Origin of the sequence: Microbacterium sp., assembly GCF_048259935.1 — a bacterium.
GTDB lineage: Bacteria > Actinomycetota > Actinomycetes > Actinomycetales > Microbacteriaceae > Microbacterium.
In genome coordinates this window covers 72,838-97,834 of sequence record NZ_JBLXHF010000001.1, presented here as the reverse complement: position 1 = coordinate 97,834, position 24,997 = coordinate 72,838, and the positions used below count along the sequence as shown (strand labels likewise).

General features: G+C 66.3%; 18 protein-coding genes. 4 read left to right on the top strand and 14 right to left on the bottom strand.

What is annotated here, in order from left to right; translation table 11 throughout:
• Positions 1-8: 8 nt before the first annotated feature.
• Genes ligD through ACN0RC_RS00410 form a run of 3 tightly spaced genes read right to left on the bottom strand, consistent with a single transcriptional unit; the run spans position 9 to position 4,878 of the window.
• Complete coding sequence (gene ligD, locus ACN0RC_RS00420; protein ID WP_417508087.1) at positions 9-1,082, bottom strand: non-homologous end-joining DNA ligase; 1,074 nt, start codon at positions 1,080-1,082, stop codon at positions 9-11.
• Between the two features lie 44 nt (positions 1,083-1,126).
• Positions 1,127-2,323 (bottom strand): SseB family protein, encoded by a 1,197-nt coding sequence (locus ACN0RC_RS00415; RefSeq protein ID WP_417508086.1) that lies wholly within the window; start codon positions 2,321-2,323, stop codon positions 1,127-1,129.
• Between the two features lie 50 nt (positions 2,324-2,373).
• Positions 2,374-4,878 (bottom strand): ATP-dependent helicase, encoded by a 2,505-nt coding sequence (locus ACN0RC_RS00410; RefSeq protein ID WP_417508085.1) that lies wholly within the window; start codon positions 4,876-4,878, stop codon positions 2,374-2,376.
• Between the two features lie 61 nt (positions 4,879-4,939).
• On the opposite strand from ACN0RC_RS00410, the gene ACN0RC_RS00405 reads away from it, so the two are divergent.
• Positions 4,940-5,335: a pyridoxamine 5'-phosphate oxidase family protein gene (locus tag ACN0RC_RS00405; protein WP_417508084.1), complete on the top strand. Its 396-nt coding sequence runs from the start codon at positions 4,940-4,942 to the stop codon at positions 5,333-5,335.
• Positions 5,336-5,351: 16 nt separating this feature from the next.
• Complete coding sequence (locus tag ACN0RC_RS00400; protein ID WP_417508083.1) at positions 5,352-5,747, top strand: YccF domain-containing protein; 396 nt, start codon at positions 5,352-5,354, stop codon at positions 5,745-5,747.
• Between the two features lie 96 nt (positions 5,748-5,843).
• Here ACN0RC_RS00400 and ACN0RC_RS00395 read toward each other — a convergent pair whose 3' ends face one another.
• The 4 genes from ACN0RC_RS00395 to ACN0RC_RS00380 all read right to left on the bottom strand — a co-directional run bounded on the left by ACN0RC_RS00395 (position 5,844) and on the right by ACN0RC_RS00380 (position 12,187).
• The gene (locus tag ACN0RC_RS00395) at positions 5,844-9,071 is read right to left on the bottom strand and encodes a lamin tail domain-containing protein (protein ID WP_417508082.1); all 3,228 of its coding nucleotides are present in this window, start codon (positions 9,069-9,071) and stop codon (positions 5,844-5,846) included.
• A gap of 152 nt (positions 9,072-9,223) precedes the next feature.
• On the bottom strand, positions 9,224-10,249 hold the full coding sequence (locus ACN0RC_RS00390; RefSeq protein WP_417508081.1) for an ABC transporter permease: 1,026 nt from the start codon (positions 10,247-10,249) through the stop codon (positions 9,224-9,226).
• A complete protein-coding gene (locus ACN0RC_RS00385) occupies positions 10,246-11,178 on the bottom strand; it encodes an ABC transporter ATP-binding protein (RefSeq protein ID WP_417508080.1) in 933 nt (310 codons plus the stop codon). The genes ACN0RC_RS00390 and ACN0RC_RS00385 overlap by 4 nt, the downstream gene beginning before the upstream one ends.
• 4 nt (positions 11,179-11,182) lie before the next feature.
• Positions 11,183-12,187, bottom strand: a complete 1,005-nt coding sequence (locus ACN0RC_RS00380; protein WP_417508079.1) for a glycerophosphodiester phosphodiesterase family protein — start codon at positions 12,185-12,187, stop codon at positions 11,183-11,185.
• A gap of 91 nt (positions 12,188-12,278) precedes the next feature.
• Between ACN0RC_RS00380 and ACN0RC_RS00375 the strand changes: the two genes are divergently transcribed.
• Together ACN0RC_RS00375 and ACN0RC_RS00370 are read left to right on the top strand one after the other, a co-directional pair.
• Entirely contained in the window at positions 12,279-13,199 is a 921-nt protein-coding gene (locus tag ACN0RC_RS00375) for a Bax inhibitor-1/YccA family membrane protein (RefSeq protein ID WP_417508078.1), read from the top strand.
• Positions 13,200-13,359: 160 nt separating this feature from the next.
• Entirely contained in the window at positions 13,360-13,632 is a 273-nt protein-coding gene (locus ACN0RC_RS00370) for a GlsB/YeaQ/YmgE family stress response membrane protein (protein WP_417508077.1), read from the top strand.
• Between the two features lie 134 nt (positions 13,633-13,766).
• Here ACN0RC_RS00370 and guaA read toward each other — a convergent pair whose 3' ends face one another.
• The 7 genes from guaA to ACN0RC_RS00335 all read right to left on the bottom strand — a co-directional run bounded on the left by guaA (position 13,767) and on the right by ACN0RC_RS00335 (position 24,968).
• Entirely contained in the window at positions 13,767-15,344 is a 1,578-nt protein-coding gene (guaA, locus tag ACN0RC_RS00365; protein ID WP_417508076.1) for a glutamine-hydrolyzing GMP synthase, read from the bottom strand.
• The gene (locus tag ACN0RC_RS00360) at positions 15,341-15,898 is read right to left on the bottom strand and encodes a DUF3817 domain-containing protein (RefSeq protein ID WP_417508075.1); all 558 of its coding nucleotides are present in this window, start codon (positions 15,896-15,898) and stop codon (positions 15,341-15,343) included. Before ACN0RC_RS00360 ends, guaA begins: the two co-directional genes overlap by 4 nt.
• Positions 15,899-15,927: 29 nt before the next feature.
• Positions 15,928-16,197, bottom strand: a complete 270-nt coding sequence (locus ACN0RC_RS00355; protein WP_417508074.1) for an HPr family phosphocarrier protein — start codon at positions 16,195-16,197, stop codon at positions 15,928-15,930.
• Between the two features lie 79 nt (positions 16,198-16,276).
• Complete coding sequence (locus ACN0RC_RS00350) at positions 16,277-18,298, bottom strand: PTS fructose transporter subunit IIABC (RefSeq protein WP_417508073.1); 2,022 nt, start codon at positions 18,296-18,298, stop codon at positions 16,277-16,279.
• A gap of 41 nt (positions 18,299-18,339) precedes the next feature.
• A complete protein-coding gene (locus ACN0RC_RS00345) occupies positions 18,340-19,296 on the bottom strand; it encodes a hexose kinase (protein WP_417508072.1) in 957 nt (318 codons plus the stop codon).
• Positions 19,293-20,087, bottom strand: a complete 795-nt coding sequence (locus tag ACN0RC_RS00340) for a DeoR/GlpR family DNA-binding transcription regulator (RefSeq protein ID WP_417508071.1) — start codon at positions 20,085-20,087, stop codon at positions 19,293-19,295. Before ACN0RC_RS00340 ends, ACN0RC_RS00345 begins: the two co-directional genes overlap by 4 nt.
• A gap of 171 nt (positions 20,088-20,258) precedes the next feature.
• Positions 20,259-24,968 carry an ExeM/NucH family extracellular endonuclease gene (locus ACN0RC_RS00335; protein ID WP_417508070.1) on the bottom strand — a complete coding sequence of 1,570 codons (4,710 nt, stop codon included), beginning with the start codon at positions 24,966-24,968 and terminating at the stop codon, positions 20,259-20,261.
• Positions 24,969-24,997 lie beyond the last annotated feature (29 nt).

The following is a 24,997-nucleotide window of genomic DNA, read 5'->3' as shown; positions in this document are numbered from 1 at the left end:
GCGGGGTTTCAGTCCTCGATGCGGTTGCCCTCGGCATCCCAATTCGCGTCGACCCGCTTGCTCGGCTGAACCCGCGGCGGCTCCCCGGGCATCTTGGGAAAGTCAGGCGGGAACGGCAGCTCTCCGAGACCGTTCGACACGTCGCGCTCCCACCATTCGAGCAGGGTGCTGATGCGGCCGGGGTTCTCCTGCATGCGCGCCCACGGGTCGCCCACGTCGGCAAGACGCTGCGGGATGCTTCGGACAGTGAAGCTCTGCGGGTCGACGTCGTCGAGTTCGTCCCACTCGACCGGTGTCGACACGCTCGCAGTGGGCAGCGCGCGCGGACTGTAGGCACCCGCCATCGTGCGGTCACGATTGGCCTGGTTGAAGTCGACGAAGATGCGCTCACCGCGCTCTTCCTTCCACCAGTTCGTGGTGACTTCGTCGGGCATCCGTCGCTCAAGCTCACGGCCGGCGGCGATCACCGCGTGCCGCACATCGAGGAACTCGTGCGTGGGCTCGATCGGGCAGAACACGTGCAGTCCGCGGTTGCCGCTGGTCTTGATGAAGGGCTCCAGCTCTGCCTCACGCAGCACTTCGCGGAGCGCGTGGGCTGCGGCCACCGCATCCGAGAAATCCGTTCCCGGCTGCGGATCGAGATCGATGCGCAACTCGATCGGCTTGTCGGTGTCGCTCGCGAGCGACGCCCACGGATGGAAGACGATCGTGTTCATCTGCACTGCCCACACGATCGCGCTCGGCCGGTTCAGAACGATCTGCGGATGCCGCCGGCCGCTGTTGTACGTGACTGTCACCGCGTCCACGAAGTCAGGGGTGCCCTTGGGCGGATTCTTCGAGAAGAAGCTCTCCGAAGAAGGGCCCACGCCATTGCGGAAGCGCTCGAGCGACACCGGCCGATGACCGTTCGCATTCAAGAACGGCTCGGCGACGGTCTGCACGTACTCGGCGAGCTCGGCTTTCGTGATGCCCCCTGAGCCTGTCGAGGGATCCTGCCAGATGACTTTGTTCGGACTCGACAGGGCCACGTCGCGCTCCCCCTCAGGGTCGGCGATCGTCAGTGTCACGCGCTCGGAAGCCATGCACCGACCCTACGGGCGTCGCGCGGCGCGCGGTAGGGGGTGGACTACTCGCTGACGTCGACCGCGCGCACGAGCACCGCGCCCAGAGCGTCACGCTCGACGACGAGCGAGGGCCCGGCCGAGTCGATGATCACGCCGGAGAGTGCGTTGTGGGCGGCGAGCACCTTCGCGAGCTGATCCGGCTCGAACGGCAACGGCTTGTCGCCACGGCCGAGGGCGACGATCTCGAGCGGGTGCGAGAACAGCTGCAGAAAGCGTCGACCGTCAGTGGTGCGGGCTTCGGCGATGCCGACCTCGCCCTTGCCCCCGCCGTCGTTGACCGCTACCCACATCTTGGTCTTCGCGAGCGCGTCGCTGACCTTCTGCACGGTGTCCTGCTCGCGCGGGGCGGCGAGCAGCATCTTGACGGTCATGTTGACATCGGCCTGCTCGAGCGCTCTCTTGAGCACTTCGGCGGGGAACACCGCCCGGCGCGCGCCGGAGGCGTTGTCGAGGATGAGGCCGGCGAAGTCCCCGGCGACGAGCTGCTGCAGCACGGCGGTCACCGGCTGAGCGATCGCCGATGTCGCGGTCGGTTCGGTCTCGCGCTGTACGGATTCACGCACGGCAGCAGCAGAGCTGAACGCGAGCATGTAGCTGCGTTCTCCGTCGCGGACCACAGCGATGGACAGCGGCTTACCTTCGGCCAGCTGCGCACGCGCGTCGCCGTGCACCCGCAAGTACAGGTGGTTCTGCATCATCTGACGCAGCACGCCGATGAGCTGCTCGTTCGTCGAGCCTTCGGCGCTCTCGGCGAATTCAGCGAGTTCGGCCAGGGCCGTACGCAGCAGCACGTTGTCCTTCATGCCCGGCATCGACTCGGTCGGCTCCGGCGGAAGGAGCGGCGCCAGCGGAAGAGTCCGCTTCGGCTCCGCCGCGGGTGCCGCGGGTGCCGCGGGTGCCGCGGGCGCGGATGCTGCGGGCGCGGCTGCTGCGGGCGCGGATGCTGCGGGCGCGGATGCTGCGGGCGCGGATGCTGCAGCAGGGCGCGCGGCGGCCGGCTGAGCAGGATCCGGCAATGCGATCTCGGGACCAGCCGCAGCGCCCACGCCTCGGAATGCCTGGACGGAGATGCCGATCTCGGGCACCGATTCTGCGGGCTGCGCATCTTCAGGGAGCTCGTCCGGAGCATCCGCCTGGATCGGTGTCTGCGACTCGGACAGTGCGTCGCCGGTCTTCTTGCGGCGGGAGAACATTGCCATATCGATCAGCCTAACGTGGGGATGCCGGGTGCGAGCCTCAGCGGGAAGCCTCAGAGCTTCTGGATCGGAGCGATCTTGATGAGGAGCTTCTTGAGCCCTGCGGAATCGAATCGCACATGGGCGATGCGCTTGGCGCCCTCACCGGTCACGGCGTCTACTCGCCCCTCGCCGAAGTCATCGTGCCGGATGCGATCGCCGGCTGTGAGCTCGAGGTCGCCGTTGTCGCGGACCTTGCCGGTGACCTTGTTGGGGAACTTGTCCATCGCCGTCGACAGCGGCTTGATCCCGTCGCGCGAGCCGAGCGGCTTCACTGCGAAGCGGTCGTTGCCGCTGCCGCCTCCGAAACCGCCGGAACCGCCCCCGAACCCGCCGCGCCGCGCGTTGAGCGCACGGGACTGCGTGCCGCCGCGTGAGTTCACGTCTCCTGGCGACTGCCGCCAGTCGACGAGTTCGGCAGGGATCTCCTGGAGGAACCTGCTCGGCATCGCGACCGACACTTCGCCGAACTGCGCGCGGGTCATCGCGAGCGAGAGATGCAGTCGCTTTCGGGCTCGGGTGATGCCGACGTAGAACAGCCGTCGCTCTTCTTGCGGTCCGCCCGGCTCCCCCGCGGAGATGCGGTGCGGGATGAGATCTTCTTCGACACCGGTGACGAACACCGCGTCGTACTCGAGCCCCTTCGCCGTGTGCATCGTCATCATCGACACGGAGCCGGATTCGTCATCGAGATCGTCTGCGTCGGCGACGAGCGCGACCTCGGTGAGGAAGTCGACGATCGTGCCCTCAGGGTTGTTGCGGGCGAAGTCGCGCGTGACGGCGACCAATTCGTCGAGGTTCTCGACGCGTGCCTCGTCTTGCGGATCGCGACTGGCGCGCAGCGCGTCGAGGTAGCCGCTCTTGCCCAGCAGCAGGCTGAGCCCGTCAGCGACGGCAGTGGGTGGGGGAACCTCGCCGGATGCCGGCAGCATCAGCGCGGTCGCCTCTTTCAGCACGGCATCGAGCTGAGTGATCGCAGCCTGGATCTTCGGGCCGACACCGAGCTGACCCGGGATCGACAGCGCGTCGCGGAACGAGATGTCGTGATCTTCTGCGAACCGTGCGATCGCGGTCTCGGTGACATCGCCGATACCGCGACGCGGCCTGTTGAGAATGCGGCGGACCGACATCTCATCAGCCGGGTTCGCCACCGCGATCAGATACGCGAGGGCGTCCTTGATCTCTGCGCGCTCGTAGAACTTGGTGCCGCCCATGATCTTGTAGGGCACGGCAGAGCGGATGAAGATCTCTTCGAGCGCACGCGACTGCGAGTTGGTGCGGTAGAACACCGCCATTTCGGAGTACGGCATGCCCGAGCGACGCAGGGACTCGACCTCGTCGGCGACGAACTGCGCCTCGTCGTGCTGCGAATACCCGGTGAAGCCGACGATCTTGTCGCCGTCGCCGCGGTCACTCCAGAGGTTCTTGGCTTTGCGATCGAAGTTGTGCCCGATCACGGCGTTCGCGGCCGAGAGGATGTTCTGGCTCGAGCGGTAGTTCTGCTCGAGCAGCACGACCTTCGCCCCCGGGAAATCTCGCTCGAACTCGCTGATGTTGCGGATGTCGGCGCCGCGGAAGGCGTAGATCGACTGGTCGGAGTCACCGACGACGGTGAGCGATGCACCCTCGAGGCGATCGGAGCCGGTCACTGAGCCTGTCGAAGTGTCGAAGATCATCATGCCGTCTGAGGCATATGGGTCAGGAGCATCTGCCGACACGTTCCCTGAGCCTGTCGAAGGGCGGGTGAGCTCATGGATGAGTGCGTACTGGGCGTGGTTGGTGTCTTGGTACTCGTCGACGAGAATGTGCCGGAACCGGCGGCGGTACGTGTCGGCGACCTTCGGGAACGCACGGAACAGGTAGACCGTCTGGCCGATCAGGTCGTCGAAGTCGAAGGCGTTCGCCTTGCGCAGACGACGCTGGTAGTCGGCGAAGATCTCGACGAACTTGCGTTCGGCGGGGTCGCTCATGTTCGCGTCGCGCGCGTACGACTCGGCATCTTGCAGTTCGTTCTTGAGCTTGGAGATGCGGCCCTGCGTCGATGCCGGGGTCAGGCCATAGGCATCGGCCTCGTGCTCTTTCACCAGGCGCTTGATCAGGGCGCGCGAGTCGCCGGAGTCGTAGATCGTGAACGACTTGGTGAAACCGAACTGGTCTGCCTCGCGGCGCAGGATCCGCACGCACGCCGAGTGGAAGGTCGAGATCCACATACCGCGGGATGCTTCGCCGACGATGTCTGCGACACGTTCACGCATCTCGCCCGCGGCCTTGTTCGTGAAGGTGATCGCAAGAATCTGGCTCGGCCACGCCTCTCGATTCCGCAGCAACGAGGCGATGCGACGGGTGAGCACGCTCGTCTTGCCTGATCCCGCGCCCGCGACGATGAGCAGCGCGGGGCCGCGATAGGTCACGGCTGCGAGCTGCTGCGGGTTGAGGCCCGCGAGGAGATCATCCTGGCCTGATGCGGAGGAAGAGCTGGGGCCGGTGGATGCGGGAACGATGAGAGGAGCGTCGGTCATGGCGTTACGAGTCTAGGCTGGGCCGCAGACACCCGGTTGCGATCCGGATCAGGAGGACGACATGATCAGTGACCTGCCAGAGCAGGAGTGCTTCGAACTGCTCACCAGCACGACCGTCGGTCGGCTCGGATTCACCGAGAACGACCGCATCCAGATCTTCCCCGTGAACTATTCCGTGTCGGGGCGCGATCTGCTGATCCGCACGTCATCCGGCGGCAGCCTCAGCCGACTCGGCGACGACGGCGCGCAGGTGGCGTTCGAGATCGATTATCACGATGACCTCGCCGGCAGTGGTTGGAGCGTCCTGATGCACGGCGAGCTGTCCACGGCCTCGCCCGAAGGTGATCTGGACGGCTTTGATCGAGTCTCGCCCTGGGCGGGCGACGACCGCGCGAAACCCCTGCGATTCCGCATCGACAGCATCTCCGGCCGGCGCGTGCGTCGCGACCGGCACTGAGTAAAAGGACAGCTCCATGCGCACGATTCTCAACATCATCTGGGTGATCTTCGCCGGCTGGGCCCTCTTCCTCGGGTACGTGCTTGCGGGAATCCTGCTGTGCATCCCGATCATCACGATCCCCTGGGCGATCGCGTCGTTCCGACTGGCCGGCTACGCGTTCTGGCCGTTCGGGCGCGAGGTCGTCGAGAAGCCGCGCTCAGGTGTGGGCGCATTCCTCGGGAACGTCATCTGGGTGATCCTCGCCGGATGGTGGCTGGCCATCGGCCACATCATCTCCGGAGTCGTGCTGTGCTTCACGATCATCGGCATCCCGATGGCCATTGCCGACTTCAAGATGGTGCCGATCTCACTCATGCCGCTCGGCAAGGACATCGTCTCGACCAGGCGCGGCCCCTTCGACACGAAGTAGCCCCGCGCGCGCCGCGCGCCTCGCGTAGTGGCGCCGCGCGGGATGGATTTCGCGGCCCGCACGCGCTGCGGGCCGCGTTTTCCATCCCGCGCCAACTTATGCCGAGTGGCGTCGCGCCCGGCGGGCTGCGACGGTGAGGGCGCCAGCCAGCAGAAGCGACAGCGCCACGATCAGGGCCATGGCCGGGAGTTCGGATCCGGTCGTAGCGAGTCCGCCCGTGCCTGCCTCGCCGGAGCCCGCGCCGTCACCCGAACCGCCGTCACCCGAGCCGCCACCGCCGCCTGCGCCGCCTTCCACCCCAGCCAGCGTGCCCGCGCGCAGTGCCTCTGCGGCATAACCATCCGCGAACCACCACACCGGACGCTGGCCGTCCACCGACAGCGACGCCGGTGCGGTCGCGAAGCCCTCGTTGTTGATGTCAGGCATGGATGCCGCGCGCGCGAAGTGTGCGATCGCAGGAGCGACCGTGCCGTTCAGCGTGATCTGCGCCGACTTTCCGCCGCAGCCGTCATCGCAGACGGCCCAGAGCACACCGAGCACCGAGTCGTAGTCGAGGCTCATCACTCCTGCGAGTCCCGGGTCGATGGTCGAGACGAGCACGGCAGAGCCGTCTGCGGCGAGCGCGAACGCGTAGACCCCGCCACCGTCCTCGACGGCGACGAAGAACAGTCCGTCGCCCGCGTACGCGGCGCCGTCGTATGCCGCCTTCGTGTTGTCGTCGAAGAGCGCGCCGGTGAGCGTCTCATCCGACACCCACTCGACGGCCTCGATTCCGAGGTTCGCACCGACGGCAGGCAGCAGCGCGGTGAGATCCCATTCGGTAAGGGCCACGAGGTCGCGGCCGGGTGCGTCAGGGTCGACCTGCAGGATCGTGTTCTGGTTGATGCCCTTCGCACTGTTATCGCGCTCGGATGCCGCATAGACGAGCCCATCGCCGGCGACAGTGATGCCCTCGGTGTCGGGGCCGGCAGCATCCGGGTTCGCGGCATCCTTCTGGAAGCGCACCCGCTTGCCGTCTGCCCATCCATCGGCGAAGGCGACGGAGCCGTCTGCGGAGGCGACGAGCTTCCAGATCGTGCCGGTGCCGTTGTCGATCGCCCACAGGAACGTGCCCTCTGCCGTCTCCTGCACGTCGAGCCCTGAACTGTCCTCGAGGAACATCGGCGCGGTGTCGAGCACCCGCACGTCGGCAGAGCCCAGCCAGTCTGCGACCGCGATCTCAACGGGGCAGATGTTGGCCGCACCCGGTGTCGGCTCGGCGGTCACCGCGAAGGGGCCCGTCAGGTCGGGGCAGCGTCCCCACGTGGGCACGGCGTGTCCTGCGCCCCAGACCGTGGAATCGACGAGGTGGTCGCCGTCGAAGACGCGAACGGTGTCGTCCTTGCCGATGCCGAAGTCGAGATCGTCGATGACGAGGTAGCCCGCGGCCGGGATGCTGGTGCCCGCAGCGATCTCGTACACGTGCGTGTCATCGTCGTCCTTGAGCACGATGCCCGAGACGTCGAGTGCGCCCTCTGTCGGGTTGACGAGCTCTACCCAGTCAGGATCGCCGTCGGATTCCACCTCGTTGATTCGCACCGGATTACCGCAGGCGTTCCGGATGCCGGGGGTGCGCACTGCAACATCGGCGAAGTCACCCGTGCCATCCTCGCAGCGCGCCCAGACGCCTTCTGCGTGGGCGTCGTAGACGTGCTCAGCAACGGTGAGTCCTGCCGCGTTGCGGATCGTTGTGGTGTCGCCGTTGCCGAGCCCGAAGGTGAAGTGGTCGGTGCCGTTGAAGACGAAGTAGGCGCCGGGCTCGAGGATCGTTCCCTCGGCCAGCGGCATCACGTCGGCAGCGTGACCCATCGGGTCGTTGTCCATCAGGGTCCACCCGGAGATGTCGATCGCCGAAGTGCCGGTGTTGACGATCTCCGCCCAGTCCGGGGCACCGTTCGAGTCGATCTCATTGATCGCGACGGTCGGGGGCACGCAGTTGTTCGCTGCTCCCGGCGTGGCATATGCGAGCGCAAAGTCGCCTGTGCCATCGATGCAGCGCGCATATGAGGCAGCTTCGAAGTCGCCGTCGATTGCCGCGTGGCTGGTCCAGGCTCCAGTGCGATCGCTCTGTTCGCCCGCCGGGGTGAACAGGCGGATCTCATCGGCGCTGCCGATTCCGAACTGGCCGAACTCTGTCTCCACGCCCTTGGTGAGGCCCACGTCGCCCTGTTCGACGACGAGGAACTCGCCGGCGGCGAGCACAGTGCCGTCGCGGAAAGCCCAGCGATGATCGAGGTCATCATCGCTGTCACGGATCTCGTAGCCCGAGATGTCGAACGGCTCGGTGCCGGGGTTGTGCAGCTCGACCCAGTCGGCAGGCTGCGAGTCGACCTCGTTGAGAACAACTGCACCGGGAACCGGGGCCGTCGCGCAGTCGTTCGCCGCTCCCGGCGTCGCGGCCGTCGCGTGCGCCCACTCGCCCGTTCCGTCGATGCAGCGTGCGAAGGTCGCGATCGGTGCGGTGTTCTCGTAGGCGTAGGCGTCGATCTCGGCGCCGGATGCGTCGTAGAGAACGACCTCATCGCCCTTGCCCAGGCCGAACGTGAAGTCGACGTCGGTGACGAGCACCGCGAACTCCCCTGGCGCGAGCTTCGTGCCCTCGGCGAACGGTGTGCTGAAGCGGTCGCGCTTGTCGTCGGAGATCGTCCATCCCGCGATCGATGCGGTATCGACGCCCCTGTTGAAGATCTCGACGCGGTCGGAGTAACCGGAGATCTCGTCGTAGACGATCTCATTCAGCACGACGTCGCCGTCGCCCTCGCCACCGTCTTCGCCGCCATCGGTCGTGAAGATGTTCTCGGCACCCTTGCTCGATTCTGCGGTGATGACGTACTCGACGTCCGCACCGTCGCCCTGAGCGCCCCAGCTGGGCACGGCGTGGGTGTCGGGTGGCCAGGAGGTCTCAAGCACCGGAGTGTCAGTGGCAGTCGTTGCCCCCGGAGCGAACAGTCGGACGCTGTCGCCCTTGCCGAGACCGAAGGCGAAGTCCGTGTCGGTGTCCAGCACGAGGTACTCGCCCGGCTCGACGACCGTCGTCGACGCGAACGTATAGGCATCCTTCTGCGCGTTGTCGAGCAGGATGTAGCCACCCAGGTCGACGTCGCTGTCCGAGTAGTTGTAGAACTCGATCCAGTCGTCAGGGCTCCCCCCGTTGGACACGACTTCGTTGATGCGGATGCCGAGCGGCTCTTCAGCAGCGGTGACAGCGGTCGGCACGGCGAGCATCGTGGCAGCGCCGAGGGCGCACACAACGGATGCCGAAAGCCCGCGGGACAAGCGAGACATGTGACTCCAGGGGGTCGGGACGGGGAGAGGAACCTGCCCAGTCGACCGACTCCGGCTGTCGGAGAGAAGTACGGCATCCGACCTGGAGGTGAACGGCTCGTGGCGTCACGGAAACCGGCCCGGAGGAAATGGCCCGAAATGGTGCGGGATGTTCAGGCGATGCGGGTTCCCGGTGGCAGCATCCGAGCCGGTGTCCTCGTACGCGCCCAGGCGCCAGCGAATAGCCCACCGGCAATGACGACTTGGATGCCGAGACCGACGAACCAGCTCGGCACAGTGCTTTCGATGACCTCACGCGGCGCAGGTGACGGGGTCTGCGTCATCGCCCGATCGCACTCGTCCCAGCGGTAATCCTCCGGCGGCAGCTGCGAACTGCGCACGCTGTACTTGACTTGACCGAACATATCCACCGGCCAACCATTCGCGTCGTAGACGGTGGGCGTGGCATCCGCCAGCACGACGAACGGGTTTGCCGCGAGCGCCCACCAGACCCGATCGAAGCGCGGTACATCGTACGTATAGGTCTCCCAGCGGTCGCAGTCGACGTTTCCCATGCTGTCGTAGGGACGGTTGTAGCTCGTTGTCTCGCTGCGCAGCGCCATGCCACCGAGCCCGAAGGCGATGAGAGTGCCGATCGTCAATGCCGCAACCACGAGATAGGTCGCCGCGACCGAGAACAGCGGGCGCGCGATGAGGCCGCTCAGCCCCACCCCGATGCCTGCGACGACGACGATCTCGGCGGCGAGCACGAGCAGCGACACCGCGAAGGTCGCCGGATGCACTCCCCCACCGACCAGCGATAGCGCGAGGAACGGCACCGCGACAACGAGAAACACCCCGCCCGTGGCGATCGCAGCGACGAGCTTGCCGACCATGATGTCACCGGTGGATACCGCAGTCACCTGCACCGCGGCCAGCGTTGCGGCATCCCGATCACCGTTGATCGCGTTGCCGCTCAGCGTCGGCGAGACGAGCACGACCAACAGCAGCACGACGTTGACGACGATCGAGTAGACGCCAGCGCCAGCCGCTTCAGTGAACGAGTAGACCGCGAAGGAGAGCACAGTGACACCGAGCAGAATGAGCGCGAAGACGCCGAGCAAGATGTACCAGCCGACGCTGCGCAGCCGCTGGATCAGTTCGAGCCGGGCAATGGTGCCGATGTGCGAGAAGTTCATGCTCGAGGCTCCGTCCGCGGCAGGTTGAGGAAGGTGTGTTCGAGCGCGCTCTGCGCGGGGGCGAATTCGCTCACGCCCAGACCCGACTCGACGATCCGGCGAAGCCCTGCGGCTGCCGCCGCTTCGGTCTCGAAGCCGACGATGACGGCATTTCGGTCGATGCCGAGCGTGCCAGGCTCCATGGCCAGCGCCGCCGCCACCTGGTCGGCATCGGCAGGCAGCCGCCCGACATCAGTCCCCGCAAGACGGATGCGCCAGGCGCGTGCGGTGGCCTGTGCCGGCGCACCGTCGACGACGGAACCGGCGACGAGGAACACCGCATCGTCGATGACCTCTTCGAGTTCAGAGAGGATGTGGCTCGAGATGAGCACCGTGCGCCCCTCGGCCGCGAGCCGCCGCAACAGCACACGCAGCTGCACGCGCGCTTCAGGGTCAAGCCCTGATGCCGGTTCGTCGAGCAGCAGCACCTGTGGGTCATGCACGAGTGCCCGCGCCAGGCCGAGCTTCTGCTTCTGCCCCCGCGAGAGCACCTTCGCCGGGGCATCCGCGAGCTCGTCCAGGCCAACCAGGGCCAGCAACTCCGCGGCGCGCGCCGCCGCAGCATCCCGTTCAATGTCGTACAGCCGTGCGGTCGTGACGATCGTCTCGCGCGCGGTGAGCGACGGCCAGGCACCGAGTGCATCGGGCATCCAGCCGAGCAGTCGTCGTGCGCTCAGCGGATCGGCGATCGGATCGACGTCGCCGATGCGGATCGTGCCCGAGTCGGGGGCGAGCAGCGATGCCAGCATCAGCAGCAGCGTCGTCTTGCCGGCGCCGTTGGGACCGACGAGTCCGGTGACGCGACCGCGCGCGGCACGAAAACTCGCGGCTCGCACTGCGTGCACCGCGCCGAACGATCTGCTGACGCCTTCGGCTGCGATTCCGCTCATCCGGTCAGTCTGTCAGGGACCATCCGCCGCGGAAGAACGCCACCCCGAGATCGGGATGGTCGACGAAGACGCCGTCCACGCCGGTGCGCGCGATCACCGCCCATTCGGATTCGTAGTCTCCGAACTCCTGCTTGCCGCCACCGGTACGGAATTCCGCGGAGAGGAACGAGTTCTCCGGTCGCGCGGTCCATGTGAAGACTTTCAGCCCTCGTTCGTGGGCGTCTTGGACGATCGTGCTGCCTGCAATCAGCAGCATCCGCTTGTCGACGCTGATGCCGTCCACTTCTCCGACGAGTCCGTCCAGACCCTGCGGCGTGACCGTCGCCTTGTAAGTGAGTGCCTGGCGCCCGTGAGCGACGAGCTGGTCGTATGGGCGACCGGATGCTTCGATCAGGTAGATGTACGACGCGAAGACGCCCTCGGCACGCAGCTGTCGAAGAACAGTCGACTCGAAGGCTTCGATGGTCAGCGGCAGTTCGCCGTCTGCCCATCCTGCCGCGCGCAGATCGCGCGCGATCAGCGGAGCAAGATCCAGACCGATGCTTTTGAAGTAGGTGGCGTGCTTGACCTCGAGGACGACGCCGATCTCGCGGCCGTGATCACGGGATCCATCGCGCACGAGGTCGAGCAGGTCGATCAGGCGCAGAATCGGTTGCGTGTCGTCGAAAGACGCGCTCGATGCGCGCAGCTGCGGCAGCCGCTCGCGCACTCGCAGGATCGCCAGTTCCCCCCAGGTGAAGTCCTCGGTGAACCACCCCGTCAGCGGCTCTCCGTCGATGCGCTTGGTCGTCTTGCGATCGGCGAACTCCGGATGATCTGCGACATTCGTCGTGCCAGAGATCTCGTTCTCGTGCCTGACCACGAGTACGCCGTCCTTGGTGGCGACCACATCGGGTTCGACAGCATCCACGCCCATCGCGAGCGCGAGTTCATACGAGGATCTGCTGTGCTCTGGACGGTAGCCGGGAGCGCCGCGATGGCCGATGACGAGCGGCGATTTCCTAGGCATGGTTTCAGGTTAGAACACCCCACCCATAGGCTTCCGCCGGTATCGTGGAGGAAAGCGACCTTCAAACCTCTCGGAGTGAGGCCCAACCACCATGAGCAATTTCGCGTTCAACAACCCGGCGTTCCAGAAGCAGGACCCGCGCAACGTCGCCACCTACCCTGGTGCGCCCGGCTCCCAGCCCGGTGCGCAGGGCGCACAGGCCGCATCACTCGCGCACGGCGCAGTGGATGCCGCAGCCAATGCACAGCTCGAGGGAATGTACGCCGCCCCGCCGGCTGGCGCCATCGAGACCGACCGCATGAGCGTCGAAGACACCGTGTGGAAGACCGCCGGACTCTTCGTCATTCTCCTCGTCACCGCCGCCATCGGCTGGGTATGGACCCTCGGTGGCGTCGAGGCGATCCCGGGTGCGGGCGCTTCGATGGCTCCGATGCTCATCGGTGCACTCGGCGGCTTCGTCCTGGCGATGATCATCACTTTCACCTCCCGCAAGAAGGTGCGCCCGGCGCTGATCTTCGGCTACGCAGCGCTTGAGGGACTGTTCGTCGGCGGCATCTCCGCATTCTTCGAGACCATGTACCCCGGCATCGTCATTCAGGCGACGCTCGCAACGGTCGCCGTCGTCGGTGTGACGCTCGCGCTCTTCGCCAGCGGCAAGATCCGCGCGTCGAAGAAGTTGACGAAGATCTTCATGATCGCCATGCTCGGCTACCTCGTCTTCTCGGTGCTGAACCTGATCCTCATGTGGACGAACGTCCTTCCTGGCGACCAGGCCTTTGGCCTTCGCAGCATGACGATCGCCGGCATCCCGCTGGGCCTGATCATCGGTGTCCTGGTCGTGTTCATGGCTGCGTACTCGCTGGTCCTCGACTTCGATCAGATCCAGCAGGGTGTGCGCAACGGCGCACCCCGCCAGTACGGCTGGGTCGGCGGGTTCGGCATCATGGTCACGGTCGTGTGGCTTTACGTCGAGATCCTGCGCATCATCGCGATCGCCCGCGGCAGCAACTGATCTAACTGCTTCGCGAAAGGGCCCCGTCTCACACGAGACGGGGCCCTTTCGCGATAAAGCGGCATTTATCGCGACTCGAGGCCACGCCGCAAGGGTCTAGCGCAATTCATGTCCGGAGGAGCATAGTTGCATCACCGCAACAAGAAAGGGGAATTACATCATGAGTTTCCTTGCGTTTCTTCTTCTCGGATTGATCGCCGGTGCGATCGCGAAACTGATCCTTCCCGGCAAGCAGGGTGGCGGCTGGTTCATCACGCTTCTGCTGGGCGTCGTTGGTGCAATCCTCGGCGGATGGATCGGCAGCGCGATCTTCGGCGTCGGCGTCGACGAGTTCTGGAGTCTGTCTTCGTGGCTCCTGGCCATCGGTGGCGCGATCATCGTGCTGCTGATCTACGGCCTCATCGTCGGCCGTAACAACAAGGTCCGCGACTGACCTACTAGTCGGAGGACTTCGTCTCTAAGAGGCGCGCTCCCTGTCGTTCCCCGCGAGTTTCGCGGCGGCCACGAACTCGGAGCGCGCCTCTTATTTTCTGCCAAGACGGATGCCGCGGTGCGCAGCCACCGCGACTACTCCCACTCGATGGTCCCCGGGGGCTTGGAGGTCACGTCGAGCACTACTCGATTGACATCGCGCACGCTGTTGGTGATGCGGTTGGAGATCTTCGAGAGCACGTCGTAGGGCAGCCTGGTCCAGTCCGCCGTCATAGCGTCTTCGCTCGAGACCGGGCGCAGCACGATCGGGTGGCCGTATGTGCGGCCGTCGCCCTGCACTCCGACCGAACGGACGTCGGCGAGCAGCACGACAGGGCACTGCCAGATCTCGTTGTCGAGGCCAGCCTTGGTGAGCTCTTCGCGGGCGATGGCGTCGGCCTCGCGCAGGATCTCGAGACGATCAGCGGTGACCTCACCGACGATGCGGATGCCGAGGCCGGGGCCGGGGAACGGCTGGCGACCGACGATCGCCTCTGGCAGGCCCAGGTCGCGACCGATCTGGCGCACCTCGTCCTTGAAGAGGGTGCGCAGCGGCTCGATCAGCTCGAAGTCGAGATCTTCGGGAAGACCGCCGACATTGTGGTGCGACTTGATGTTCGCGGTGCCGGTGCCGCCACCGGACTCGACCACGTCGGGGTAGAGCGTGCCCTGCACGAGGAACTTGATCGGCTCGCCCTCTGCCTTGGCTTCGGCGACGAGATCGAGCTGCACCTTCTCGAAGGCGCGGATGAACTCGCGGCCGATGATCTTGCGCTTCTGCTCGGGGTCGCTGACGCCCTTGAGGTGTCCGAGGAACGTGTCCGCGGCATCCACGGTGATCAGGCGCACGCCAGTGGATGCGACGTAGTCCTTCTCGACCTGCTCGCGCTCGCCCTTGCGGAGGAGGCCATGGTCGACGAAGACCGCCGTGAGCTGGTCGCCGATGGCCTTGTGCACGAGAGCCGTCGAGACCGCCGAGTCGACGCCACCGGAGAGGGCCGAGATGACACGCGCCGAGCCGACCTGCTCGCGGATGCGGGCGACCTGCTCGTCGATGACATTGCCGCTGTTCCAGTCGGCGGCAAGCCCCGCCGCCTTGTGCAGGAAGTTCTCGAGCACCTGCTGACCGTGATCGGAATGCTTGACCTCGGGGTGCCACTGCACGCCGTAGAAGCACTTCTCGTCGCTGCCGAAGGCCGCAACAGGAGTATCGGTGGTGGAGGCCAGCACCTCGAAGCCCTCAGGTGCACGGGAGACCTGGTCGCCGTGGCTCATCCAGACGTTCTGGGTGCGGGGCTGTCCGCCGAGCAGCACGCCGCCGTCACCGGTGACCGCAGCATCCGTCGCACCGTACTCGCGCAGGCCGGTGTTGGCGACCTCGCCGCCGAGGGCGCGCGCCATGACCTGGAAGCCGTAGCAGATGCCGAGCGTGGGGATGCCGAGGGTGAAGATCTCGTCGTCGAGCGTCGGCGCGTTCTCTTCGTACACCGACGAAGGCCCACCGGAGAGGACGAGGGCGACCGGATTCTTCTCAGCGATCTCCGCAGCACTGACAGTGTGCGGAACGATCTCGCTGTAGACGCCGGCCTCACGCACGCGACGCGCGATGAGCTGCGCGTACTGCGCACCGAAGTCGATGACGAGGACCGGACGCTGGGCGGTGTCTGCGCTCATCGCGCTGCCTCCTGGGTGTGTGAGGTGTCGGCCGTCCCTGACCCTTCGACCCCTGAGCCTGTCGAAGGGTCAGGGATCGAAGGGTCACGGGATGCGAGGTACGCCTTGACCTCGCGGGAGATACGAGCCTCCATGAAGAAGGAGAGCAGCGGAATGACGCCGCCGAGCGCGAGGATGATGAAGCGGACGAAGGGCCAGCGCATGAGGCTCCACAGGCGGAAGATCGCGAAGAGATACAAGACGTAGAACCAGCCGTGCGCGACGAGGATCAGCAGCGAGATGTTGGTTCCGTCGCCGACGGAGACCAGATCACACCCCATGCCGCCCGGCACGAACAGCGAGTACCACTGGCATCCGTCTTGGACGATGACGTCGGCGAGCCAGAGGACTCCCCCCGATCCGCCTGCGAACAGCTCAAGGTGGATGGGGCTGTACTTCAGGATCATCTCGGCCAGCAGCAGAAGCAGCATGACACCGGTGATGATCGACGCGATCTGATAGAACTTCAGCGCCCCGCGGATCTTCGGGAAGGAGGCAACTTTCGGTTCTGGCATGGTGTCCAGTCTACCTGGCCGTGCACGAGCTACTCGGCGTCGAGATCCGTCTCGAGCATGGCGACGAGCTCGTCGAGCACCTGCTCCGCTCCTTCAGCGTCTGAGCGGAGTGTCACGACGGTGCCCTGCGATGCGCCAAGACCCATCAGCGACAGGATGCTGACGGCGCTGAGCTCCTTGCCGCCCGCGACAGAGATCGTGATCGGGATGCCGGTCTTCTGCACAGCTGCGACGAAGAGCTTCGCGGGGCGGGCATGAAGTCCGGAGCTGCTGGCGATCGTTGCCTGTCGTTCGGTCATGGTGTTCTCCTTGATCGGTGCGGTGGAATTCGGTGCGGTGGAATTCATCGTGGTGGAAGGGGTGGTTCGGCTGTGCGGCTCAGGCGACGGCGGGTTCCGTGACGGCCTGCGGACGCTTCGTCGCGAAGCGCTTGAGTGCGACGACCGCGACGGCGCTGACGAGCGTGCCCGCCGCCAGCGCGATCAGGAAGCCCCAGATCGGGTTGATCGCGAAGAAGACGAAGATGCCGCCGTGCGGGGCGAGGGACTGCACGGCGAACACCATGCTGAGCGCCCCGGTGAGCGCACCGCCGAGCATGGATGCCGGGATGACCCGCAGCGGGTCTGCCGCAGCGAACGGGATCGCACCCTCGCTGATGAACGAGGCTCCGAGCAGCCACGCGGCGACGCCGTTCTCGCGCTCCACCGAAGTGAACCGCCGACGGGCGAGCACGGTAGAGGCGAGAGCCATGGCGAGCGGGGGGACCATACCCGAGCACATGACCGCAGCCATGATGAGATACGGCGCGGGGTTGTCTGCGGATGCGGAGGCAAGCCCTGCGGTCGCGAATGCGTAGGCGACCTTGTTGACGGGGCCTCCGAGATCGAAGCACATCATGAGCCCGAGGATCACGCCGACGAGCACGATGCCCGAGGTTCCCGCGAGCCCGGTCAACCAGTCGTTGAGCACCAGCATCAGCCAGGCGATAGGCCGCCCGAGGAACAGCAGCATGAGACCGGATGCCACGATCGATGCGAGGAACGGGATGATCACGACCGGCATGAGACCGCGCAACCAGCGCGGTGCATCGATGCGGCCGATCGCCCATGCGATGAAGCCCGCGAGCAGGCCGCCGACGATACCGCCGATGAAGCCGGCGTTCATGAGCACCGCGACGGCTCCGGCAACGAATCCCGGCGCGATTCCCGGACGATCGGCGATGGCGAACGCGATATAGCCGGCGAGCGCGGAAACCAGGAAGCCCATCGACGTGCTGCCGATCACGACCAGAACCGATCCGATGTACTGCCCCACACCGCCCGCGGGGAGGTCCCAGAGCGCGTTCTGCAAGACGACCTCGAACGCCTGCCCGTCCTGGTTGACGTCGAAGCCGCCGAACAGGAATCCGAGGGCGATGAGCAGACCGCCGCCTGCGACGAAGGGGATCATGTAGCTGACGCCGGTGAGCAGGATGCGCTGGATCCGCGCGCCGAACGATTGCGCTGCCGGAGCGGCGGTGGATGTCGATGCGGCGCCCGCACCCGGCACCCGAGCGGCAGAGGGGTTGCCGGCAGCGGCGATCGCCTCGGCGATGAGCTGCTTCGGCTCTTCGATGCCGCGCTTCACGCCGGAGCGGACCACCGGCTTCCCGGCGAAGCGCTCCTGCTCGCGCACGTCGACGTCGACCGCGAAGATCACTGCGCCTGCGGCGTCGATGACGCTCTGCGGCAGCGCCTTGTAGCCGCTGGAACCCTGCGGCTCGACGACAAGCTCCACGCCGTCTGCCTTGCCGGCAGCGGTCAAGGCATCCGCCGCCATGAACGTGTGCGCGATCCCGGTGGCGCATGCGGTGACGGCGACGATGCGCACGCCCGCAGCCGCGGCGGGCTCTTCCGCGACGACTGGCGCGGGCTCAGCCTGTTCGCCGGCCTCTGGCTCTTGCGCCTGCTCGTCCGCGATCTCGGCCTCGACGATCGCGACCACATCCTCCCTGGTCGCGGCCGCGCGCAGTGCCGCGGTGAACTCTTCCTGCATGAGACTGCGGGCGAGCTTCGACAGCATCGCGAGATGTGCTTCGGCCGCGGTGTCGGGCGCGGCGATGAGGAACACGAGATCGGCCGGTCCATCTGGCGCCCCGAAGTCGACGGCCGGGTTCAGCCGGGCGAACGCGAGCGAGGGCTTCGTCACCGAGGCGCTCTTCGCGTGCGGGATGGCGATGCCACCGGGCAACCCCGTCTCATCCTTCTCCTCGCGCGCCCACGCGTCTTCGAAGAGACCCTGCGCACTGTTCGCGCGCCCCTGCCCTGCGACGAGCTCGGAGAGGGCGCGGATGACCTCTGCTTTGTCGGAGCCGAGCGCAGCGTCGATGCTGACGAGTTCGGCGGTGATGGTGTCGGACACGATGACCTCCAGTGGTCGAGTGTGGGTTCAGGTCGAGTGGTTCAGAGGGATCGGACGGCGATGTCGCCGGTGCCGAGGTCGGTGGGTGCAGGAGTCTGGGTGCCGGGGAGGGACGCTGCGGCAGCTCCGTGCCGGATCGCGGAGCGCAGCCGCTCTTCCGGATCAGCTCCTGCGCGCTCTGCCAGCAGGTATCCCGCGAGCGAGCTGTCGCCGGCGCCGACCGTGCTCGCCACACGGATGCGCGGGGCCTCAGCGAACCAGGCGCCGTCTGCGGTGACCAGCACCGCTCCCGTCCCCCCGAGCGTGACCAGCGCCGCCGCGACACGATCGGGGACGATGCGGCGAGCGATCGTCTGGACCGCTGCAACGAGACTGGCTGTGTCGAGGTCGTCACCATCGAAGTCGGTGCCGGCGAGTTCGGCGAGCTCCTCATCGTTGGGCTTGATGAGATCTGCCGCGCCGCTGGCGACCACTTCGGCGAGCGCGGAGCCAGAGGTGTCGACGGCGATCCGCGGTGCTCCCGCACCCCACCGTGCCCGAACAGCCTCGATGACATCGACGTAGAACGCCTTCGAGATACCGAGCGGGAGGGATCCTGCCAGCACGAGCCACTCGGCGCCGTCGCACGCATCCACGACGGCGGCGGTGAGTGCCGCCGCATCGCCGGCGGACAGCGTCGCTCCTGGCTGGTTGATCTTGGTCGTGATGCCCTCAGGGTCGGTGATCGCGACATTGACACGTACGAGCGGCGTGACCGGAACCGTGCGCGTCGGGATATCGCACGCCTGCAGCACCGCGTCGTACGGGTCATCGGGGCCGACCGGAAGCACGGCCAGAGCCTCGCCACCGGCAGCGGCGACGACGCGAGCGACGTTCACGCCCTTGCCTCCTGCATCCTCACGTACCGAGGTCGAGGTCTGCACCTCTCCGGGGCGAAGGCGGGCGTCGAGGGTGATCGTGCGATCGAGCGCGGGGTTGGCGGTGAGGGTGACGATCATGCGACCCACACCTCCACTCCGGCCTCATCCAGAGCGGCCGCGAACGCGGCGGACGGCACGGCATCTGTCACGAGCACGTCGATGTCACTCAGTGCGGCGAAGCTCACGAGCAGTTCACGATCATGCTTGCTCGAGTCCGAAACGACGACGGTGCGGCGCGCAGCGCGCACGATCGCACTCTTGACGGACGCTTCATCGGGATCGGGCGTGCTGAGACCGAAGGCTGCGGAGATACCGTTCGTGCCGACGAACGCCACATCAGGGCGCAGTCGGTCGATCGCGCCGACGGTCTCCGCACCGACAGCGGCCGCGGTGATACCGCGAACCCGGCCGCCGATCACTGTGAGGGAAACCCCGTCGGCGCCAGCGAGTGCCGGCGCGACCGTGAGGGAGTGGGTCACTGCCTCGACGTGCGCGTGCGCTGCTGATTGTCCGGACGCACGAGCGGCCAGCGCCTCTGCGACGGCTGCGGTCGTGGTGCCGGCGTCGAAGAAGACTGACCCGCGGAACCCTTCGCCGAGAGCCGCCAGCGCGCGAACGGCGATGGCACGTTTGGCCGGGCTGTGTCGGAGCGTGCGCTCGAGCACGGTCGGCTCGTTGGTGCTGTCTGCATCGTTCGCAACGGCCCCGCCGTGCACCCGGACGAGAGCTCCGGACTCTTCGAGAGCAGCGAGGTCTCGGCGCACGGTCTCGGTCGTGACGTCGAAGCGACGCGCGAGTTCGACAACGGCGACGCGGCCCTCCTGAAGGAGGATGCGCTCGATGAGCTGTTGGCGCTCCACTGCGTACATATCGTCTCCGTTGTCGTAATATTTCCCACACATTACAACAGAGTTCAACACAAATACAACCCCCTACTCTGAGTGCATCTGCGTTACGGCGAACACAGCGAAGCGCCTGGCACCCCCGCGAGCGGGGATGCCAGGCGCTTGTGTGTGCTCGGTGCGTTACTGCTCGATGCGTTACTGCTCGATGCGGCGACGGCGAGCGAACACGAAGGTTCCGCCCAGAAGCAGCAGGAGCGCAGCGACGATCAGGTACGGTGTCGGGTCGGCACCCGTCACCCCGAGCTCACCGCCGCCGTCTACGCCAGTGCCGCCAGCAGCGGTCACTGTGAGCGGTGCGGTCGTCTCGGCGCCGTCCGGCTGAATCACGGCCAGCGTGTGCGCGCCGGCCGGAGTGTTCTTCGGAACCGTCACTGTCACCGTGAACGTGCCGTCATCGGCCACTGTGACCGTGCCGAGCTGCACCGGCGTCGAGCGCAGCTCGACGACCAGCTTCAGGCCGGCGTCGAATCCGGAGCCGTTGACCGTGACCGTTCCACCAGCGACGACCGAAGTCGCACCGAGAGTGATCTCGCCGGATGCCTCTGGTGCTGCGGCGAAGGTGACCGGTACGTCGACGCTCGTGCCGTCGGCCGTCGCGACGGTGAGCAACTTCTCACCGAAGACACCGTCCGGAACAGTGAACGCCAAGCTGGCACGCCCTGCTTCGTCGGTGGTGTCGACGACCGCCGGGTCGACAGCGCCCGTGGCGAGCACCGTGTCCCCGAGCGAGACCGTGGCTTCAGCAGGCGCAGGTTCTCCTCCGCTGAACGCCAAGGATGAGACGTCGATCGTGATCTGATCGCCGGCACGATACCCGTCGGCGTCCGCGGCACTCAGCGTCACCCCGACAGCGCGCTGAGCGAGGTCGGTCGTTGCCGTGCCGTTGGCGTCGAACCAGTCGACCATCGAGGTGAGGTCGATCTTTCCGGTGTCGGCCTTGCCCGTGCCCTCCGCGAAGGTGAAGAAGTTGTCTCCACCCGCCGCGAGGAACGAGTTGGCCGCCACGAGGTACGACGCCGCAGGATCGATCGGCTCGTCGTTCAGCGTGATCGAGGTAATCCGCTCCCCCGCTGTCGCCGTCGGGTCGTACGTGTACTGCAGACCCGCTGAGAGACCGAGCTTCAGGAACGGACGGCTCGCGCCCTCAGGCTGCCACTGCTCCTCGAGCACGCTCTTGAGCTGCGCGCCGGTGAGGTTGAGCGTGACCAGCGTGTTGGCGAACGGCTGCACCGTCGCCGCCTCGCGGAAGGTCACGTTGCCGTCGGGGTCGCGATCTCCCGAGGAGGCGTACGTGAGGTTCGCGCGGATGCCGCCGGGGTTCATGATCGCGAGGTCCGCACCGGTTGACCACTGCTGAACGTCGGCGACGAAGTTGCCGACGGTCGACTCGCCTCCGCGGTTCTCGGATCCGTCGGTCTGGCGTGCGCGGTTGAAGTCACCGGTGATGCTCCCCACCGGTTCCGCGCCGAGCACGTCGGCTTCCTCCTTGGCTGCGTCGACGATGCTCTGCACATCACCGTCTACGTCGTACAGCGGCGTGATGACGTCCTTGCCGGTGACCGGGTCCTTCTCGGTCTTCGTGAGCGGCTTGATCTCGTTCGTGATCGAGAGCAGCTCCTTCGACTCGGGGTCGACCTGCAGGTTCATCAGACCGAAGTTCTCGCCGTACTGCCCCGCCGAGACGACCGGGCGGCCGTCGATGACGTGGTTGTAGGCGAGGTGGGTGTGTGCTGAGACGATGGCGCTCACGCTGTCATCAACGCCGGCGACGATCTCGCCGAGCGCCGATTCCGGCGTGATGCTCGCGACATCGGTCGATGTCGCACCCTCGTGCACGAGGAGGACGAGCACGTCGGCTTCGCCGTTGGCGGCGTCACCGTCGGTGAGCTCATCCGCCACCGTGTTCACGGAATCGACGATGCTGCGCACCTCGAGATCAGCGATGCCTTCGGGGGTGACGAGCGAATCCAGCTCTTCTGTCACCGCACCGATGAAGCCGACGCGCACGCCGTCCATCTCTTTGACCCACGCGGGTGCCAGAGCGGTCTCACCGGTCTCGGTGAGGAACACGTTCGAGGAGATGTACTCCCAGTCCGCGCGCTGCTGTACGCGGTCGCGCAGGTCTTCCCACCCCTGGTCGAACTCGTGGTTGCCGGCGGCGCTCACTTCGAGCCCTGCCGCGTTCAGCGCGTCGATCGTGGGGTTGTCGTCATTGATGAACGAGGTGAAGGTGGATGCACCGATAAGGTCACCGGCTGCCGCGAACACCGTGTTCGGGTTCGCCTCGCGCACCGACTTCACAGCCCCGGAGAGTACTGCGGCACCGGCTGCTGCGCCATCAGCCTCGATCCGACCGTGGAAGTCGTTGATCGTCACGATGTCGATGTCGACCGGCGGGATCTCGCTCGAGATTCCGACGATGACCGGGTCATGATCGCTGGAGCGGAACGGTGTGCCGGATTCTGCGGCGCCGAACGCGTAGCCGCGGTCGCTCCACTCGGGCGAGTTGATGCCCCAGACGCCCGTTCCCGTCACGGAACCCGCCAGCGACGGAGAGGCGATCGCGTGGTCGAGCGAACCGAGCTCACCATCGAACGTGTAGGTGTACTGGCCCGCCGCGTTCGTGGGAACCAGGTCGGTCCAGCCGGCCTTCGCGAAGACGTCGATCGGGTCTTCCTTCGCATAGGCGTTGAAGTCGCCGAGCAGCAGGACGTCTTCGCTGCCGCTGGTCTCGGCGAGCTCGTCGGTGAATTCCAGCAGCGACTGCGCCTGGGCGGTGCGGTCGGCGTTGAAGTGTCCCTGGCCGTCGGCCGGCTCGTCGCCGTCGCCGGACTTCGACTTGAAGTGGTTGGCGACGACCGAGACGATCCGGCCATCCATGTCGAAGGTCTGCGCGATGGGCTCGCGTGCATTGCCCCAGACCAACTCGTCGATCTGCGCTGCGCTCTCACCCACCGGGTCGACCGCATCCTTCTTGTAGATGATCGCGTTGGTGATGACATCCGTCTCGGTGTCGAGCAGCGCGTCGGGAGTGGGAACGTACTCCCACACATCGGAGCCGGCGGCGTTGAGGCCGTCGACGAGATCCGCGAGCGCGACATCTGCTGTGCCATCACCGAAGTGGATCGAGTTCTCGATCTCCATCAGCGCGACCACGTCGGCGTCGAGGCCGTTGATCGCGGTGACGATCTTCGAACGCTGCACGTCGAAGAACCCCTGGTTCTTCGCGCCGCGGGCCTGGGAGTCGTCTTCGCTCATCGTCGTGAAGTAGTTGAAGACGTTGAACGCGGCAACCTGCACATCGCCGCCCACATCGGGGGCGGTGTCGCTGCGCGGGCTATCGGTCGTGAAGGCCGCCTTGTACGCCGCATCGCTCGCGTCATCGATGGGGATCACCGGCTGCAGACGCCAGTCATCGAAGCCGTACTGCAGCACGTAGTCGGCCTCGGCGAAGTCGACGACATCACCGTTTCGAACGACGACGTCTTCGGTGAAGTACGGCTGCTCTCCCGGATGCGCCTTATTGCTCACCTGCACGCTGTAACCGTCGTCGAGCAGAATGCGGTCGGCGCGGTTGGCAGCGACGATCGTGTCGGCATCCGCACCAGGACGAGCGATCTCTGTGCTCTTGACGTTGAGGTCCCCGGGGTTCAGCCACAGCGTGCCGTAGTTGTAGAGCTGGTGACTCGAGGCCACCCGGTAGGCGCCAGCGGGCGCGACGAGCATGTTCTCGTACGCTTCGCGGTCGGCGCCGACGACTGTTTCGGCGAGTGCCGTCGCGGCAGGCGCTCCGACGCCGGCGGTGACGACCGTGACGTCGGTGACTGCAGACGGTGAGATCTGCGTCTGCCCGTAGTTCTCACCGGCGACGCCGGTCACCGAGACGAGGTCGCCGATCGCGAGCGCGGGAGCGAGAGCGTTCAGGTAGACGAAAATGCCATCGGATGCTCCGGGCGTGGCGTCTGCGTCTCCTCCGCTTTCTGCGGTCTGGATCGAGATGCCCTGGTAGCCGCCGGTGCGGTAGTCGCCGGTGACGATTCCCTCGACCGTGACGGTCTGCCCGGCAAGAGGCGTGGCGTCGCCGGTGCCCTGCACGTCAGCGATCGACACCGCGACGGGCTCGGTGGGCGCTTCTGGTTCCGGCTCTCCTGGATCCGTCGTCCCGGTTCCCTGCGGTGTGATCGTCGCCGACAGGCTGAAGTCGGCCGAGTTGTCGTCGGTGTCGACGCCACCGGCACGGTTCAGTGACTTCACGTCCTGATTGCTCGCAGGGGCCGTGGCGAACGCGGTCTCGAAGGTGTTCGAACCGCCGTAACCGAGCAGGTCGACGACGCCATCGGCGCTGACGATCGAGCCGGGGGCGAGAGCAACAGCTGAGGTTCCCTGTACGAGTGCGAGGGTGCCTTTCGTGCCGCTGGGCGAGAGAGCGCTGTCCTGGTCAGGCGTCGGCAGGGCCTTACCAGCGTCACCGTTGCTGCCGCCCTGCACGAGGAAGTAACCGCCTGCGGGGATCGTGCCGAAAAGAGGGGTGACGCTGTTGAAGTTCTCGGTTCCCGCCGCGGAGCGGTACTGCAGCGACATTCCGTCGAGGACGATGTCTGCATCTGTCGGGTTGTAGAGCTCGACGAACTTGTTCGTGAACGCGGCACCCGCGCTGCCGCCAGACAGATAGGCCTCGTTGATCACGACACCCGTGCCGTCTGCTGCTGCGAAGGCAGGTGAAGCGATGAGCGTTCCCAAGCCCATCGCGCATGCGGTGGTCAGCGCGAGAGCGCCGATGCGCCCCCGTCTGCGTGAGATCGATGATGCAGCGTTGGGTGCTGCACCGTGGGGGGTGGACATCATGCGGTAGTGCTCCTCGACGTCGACGTAGA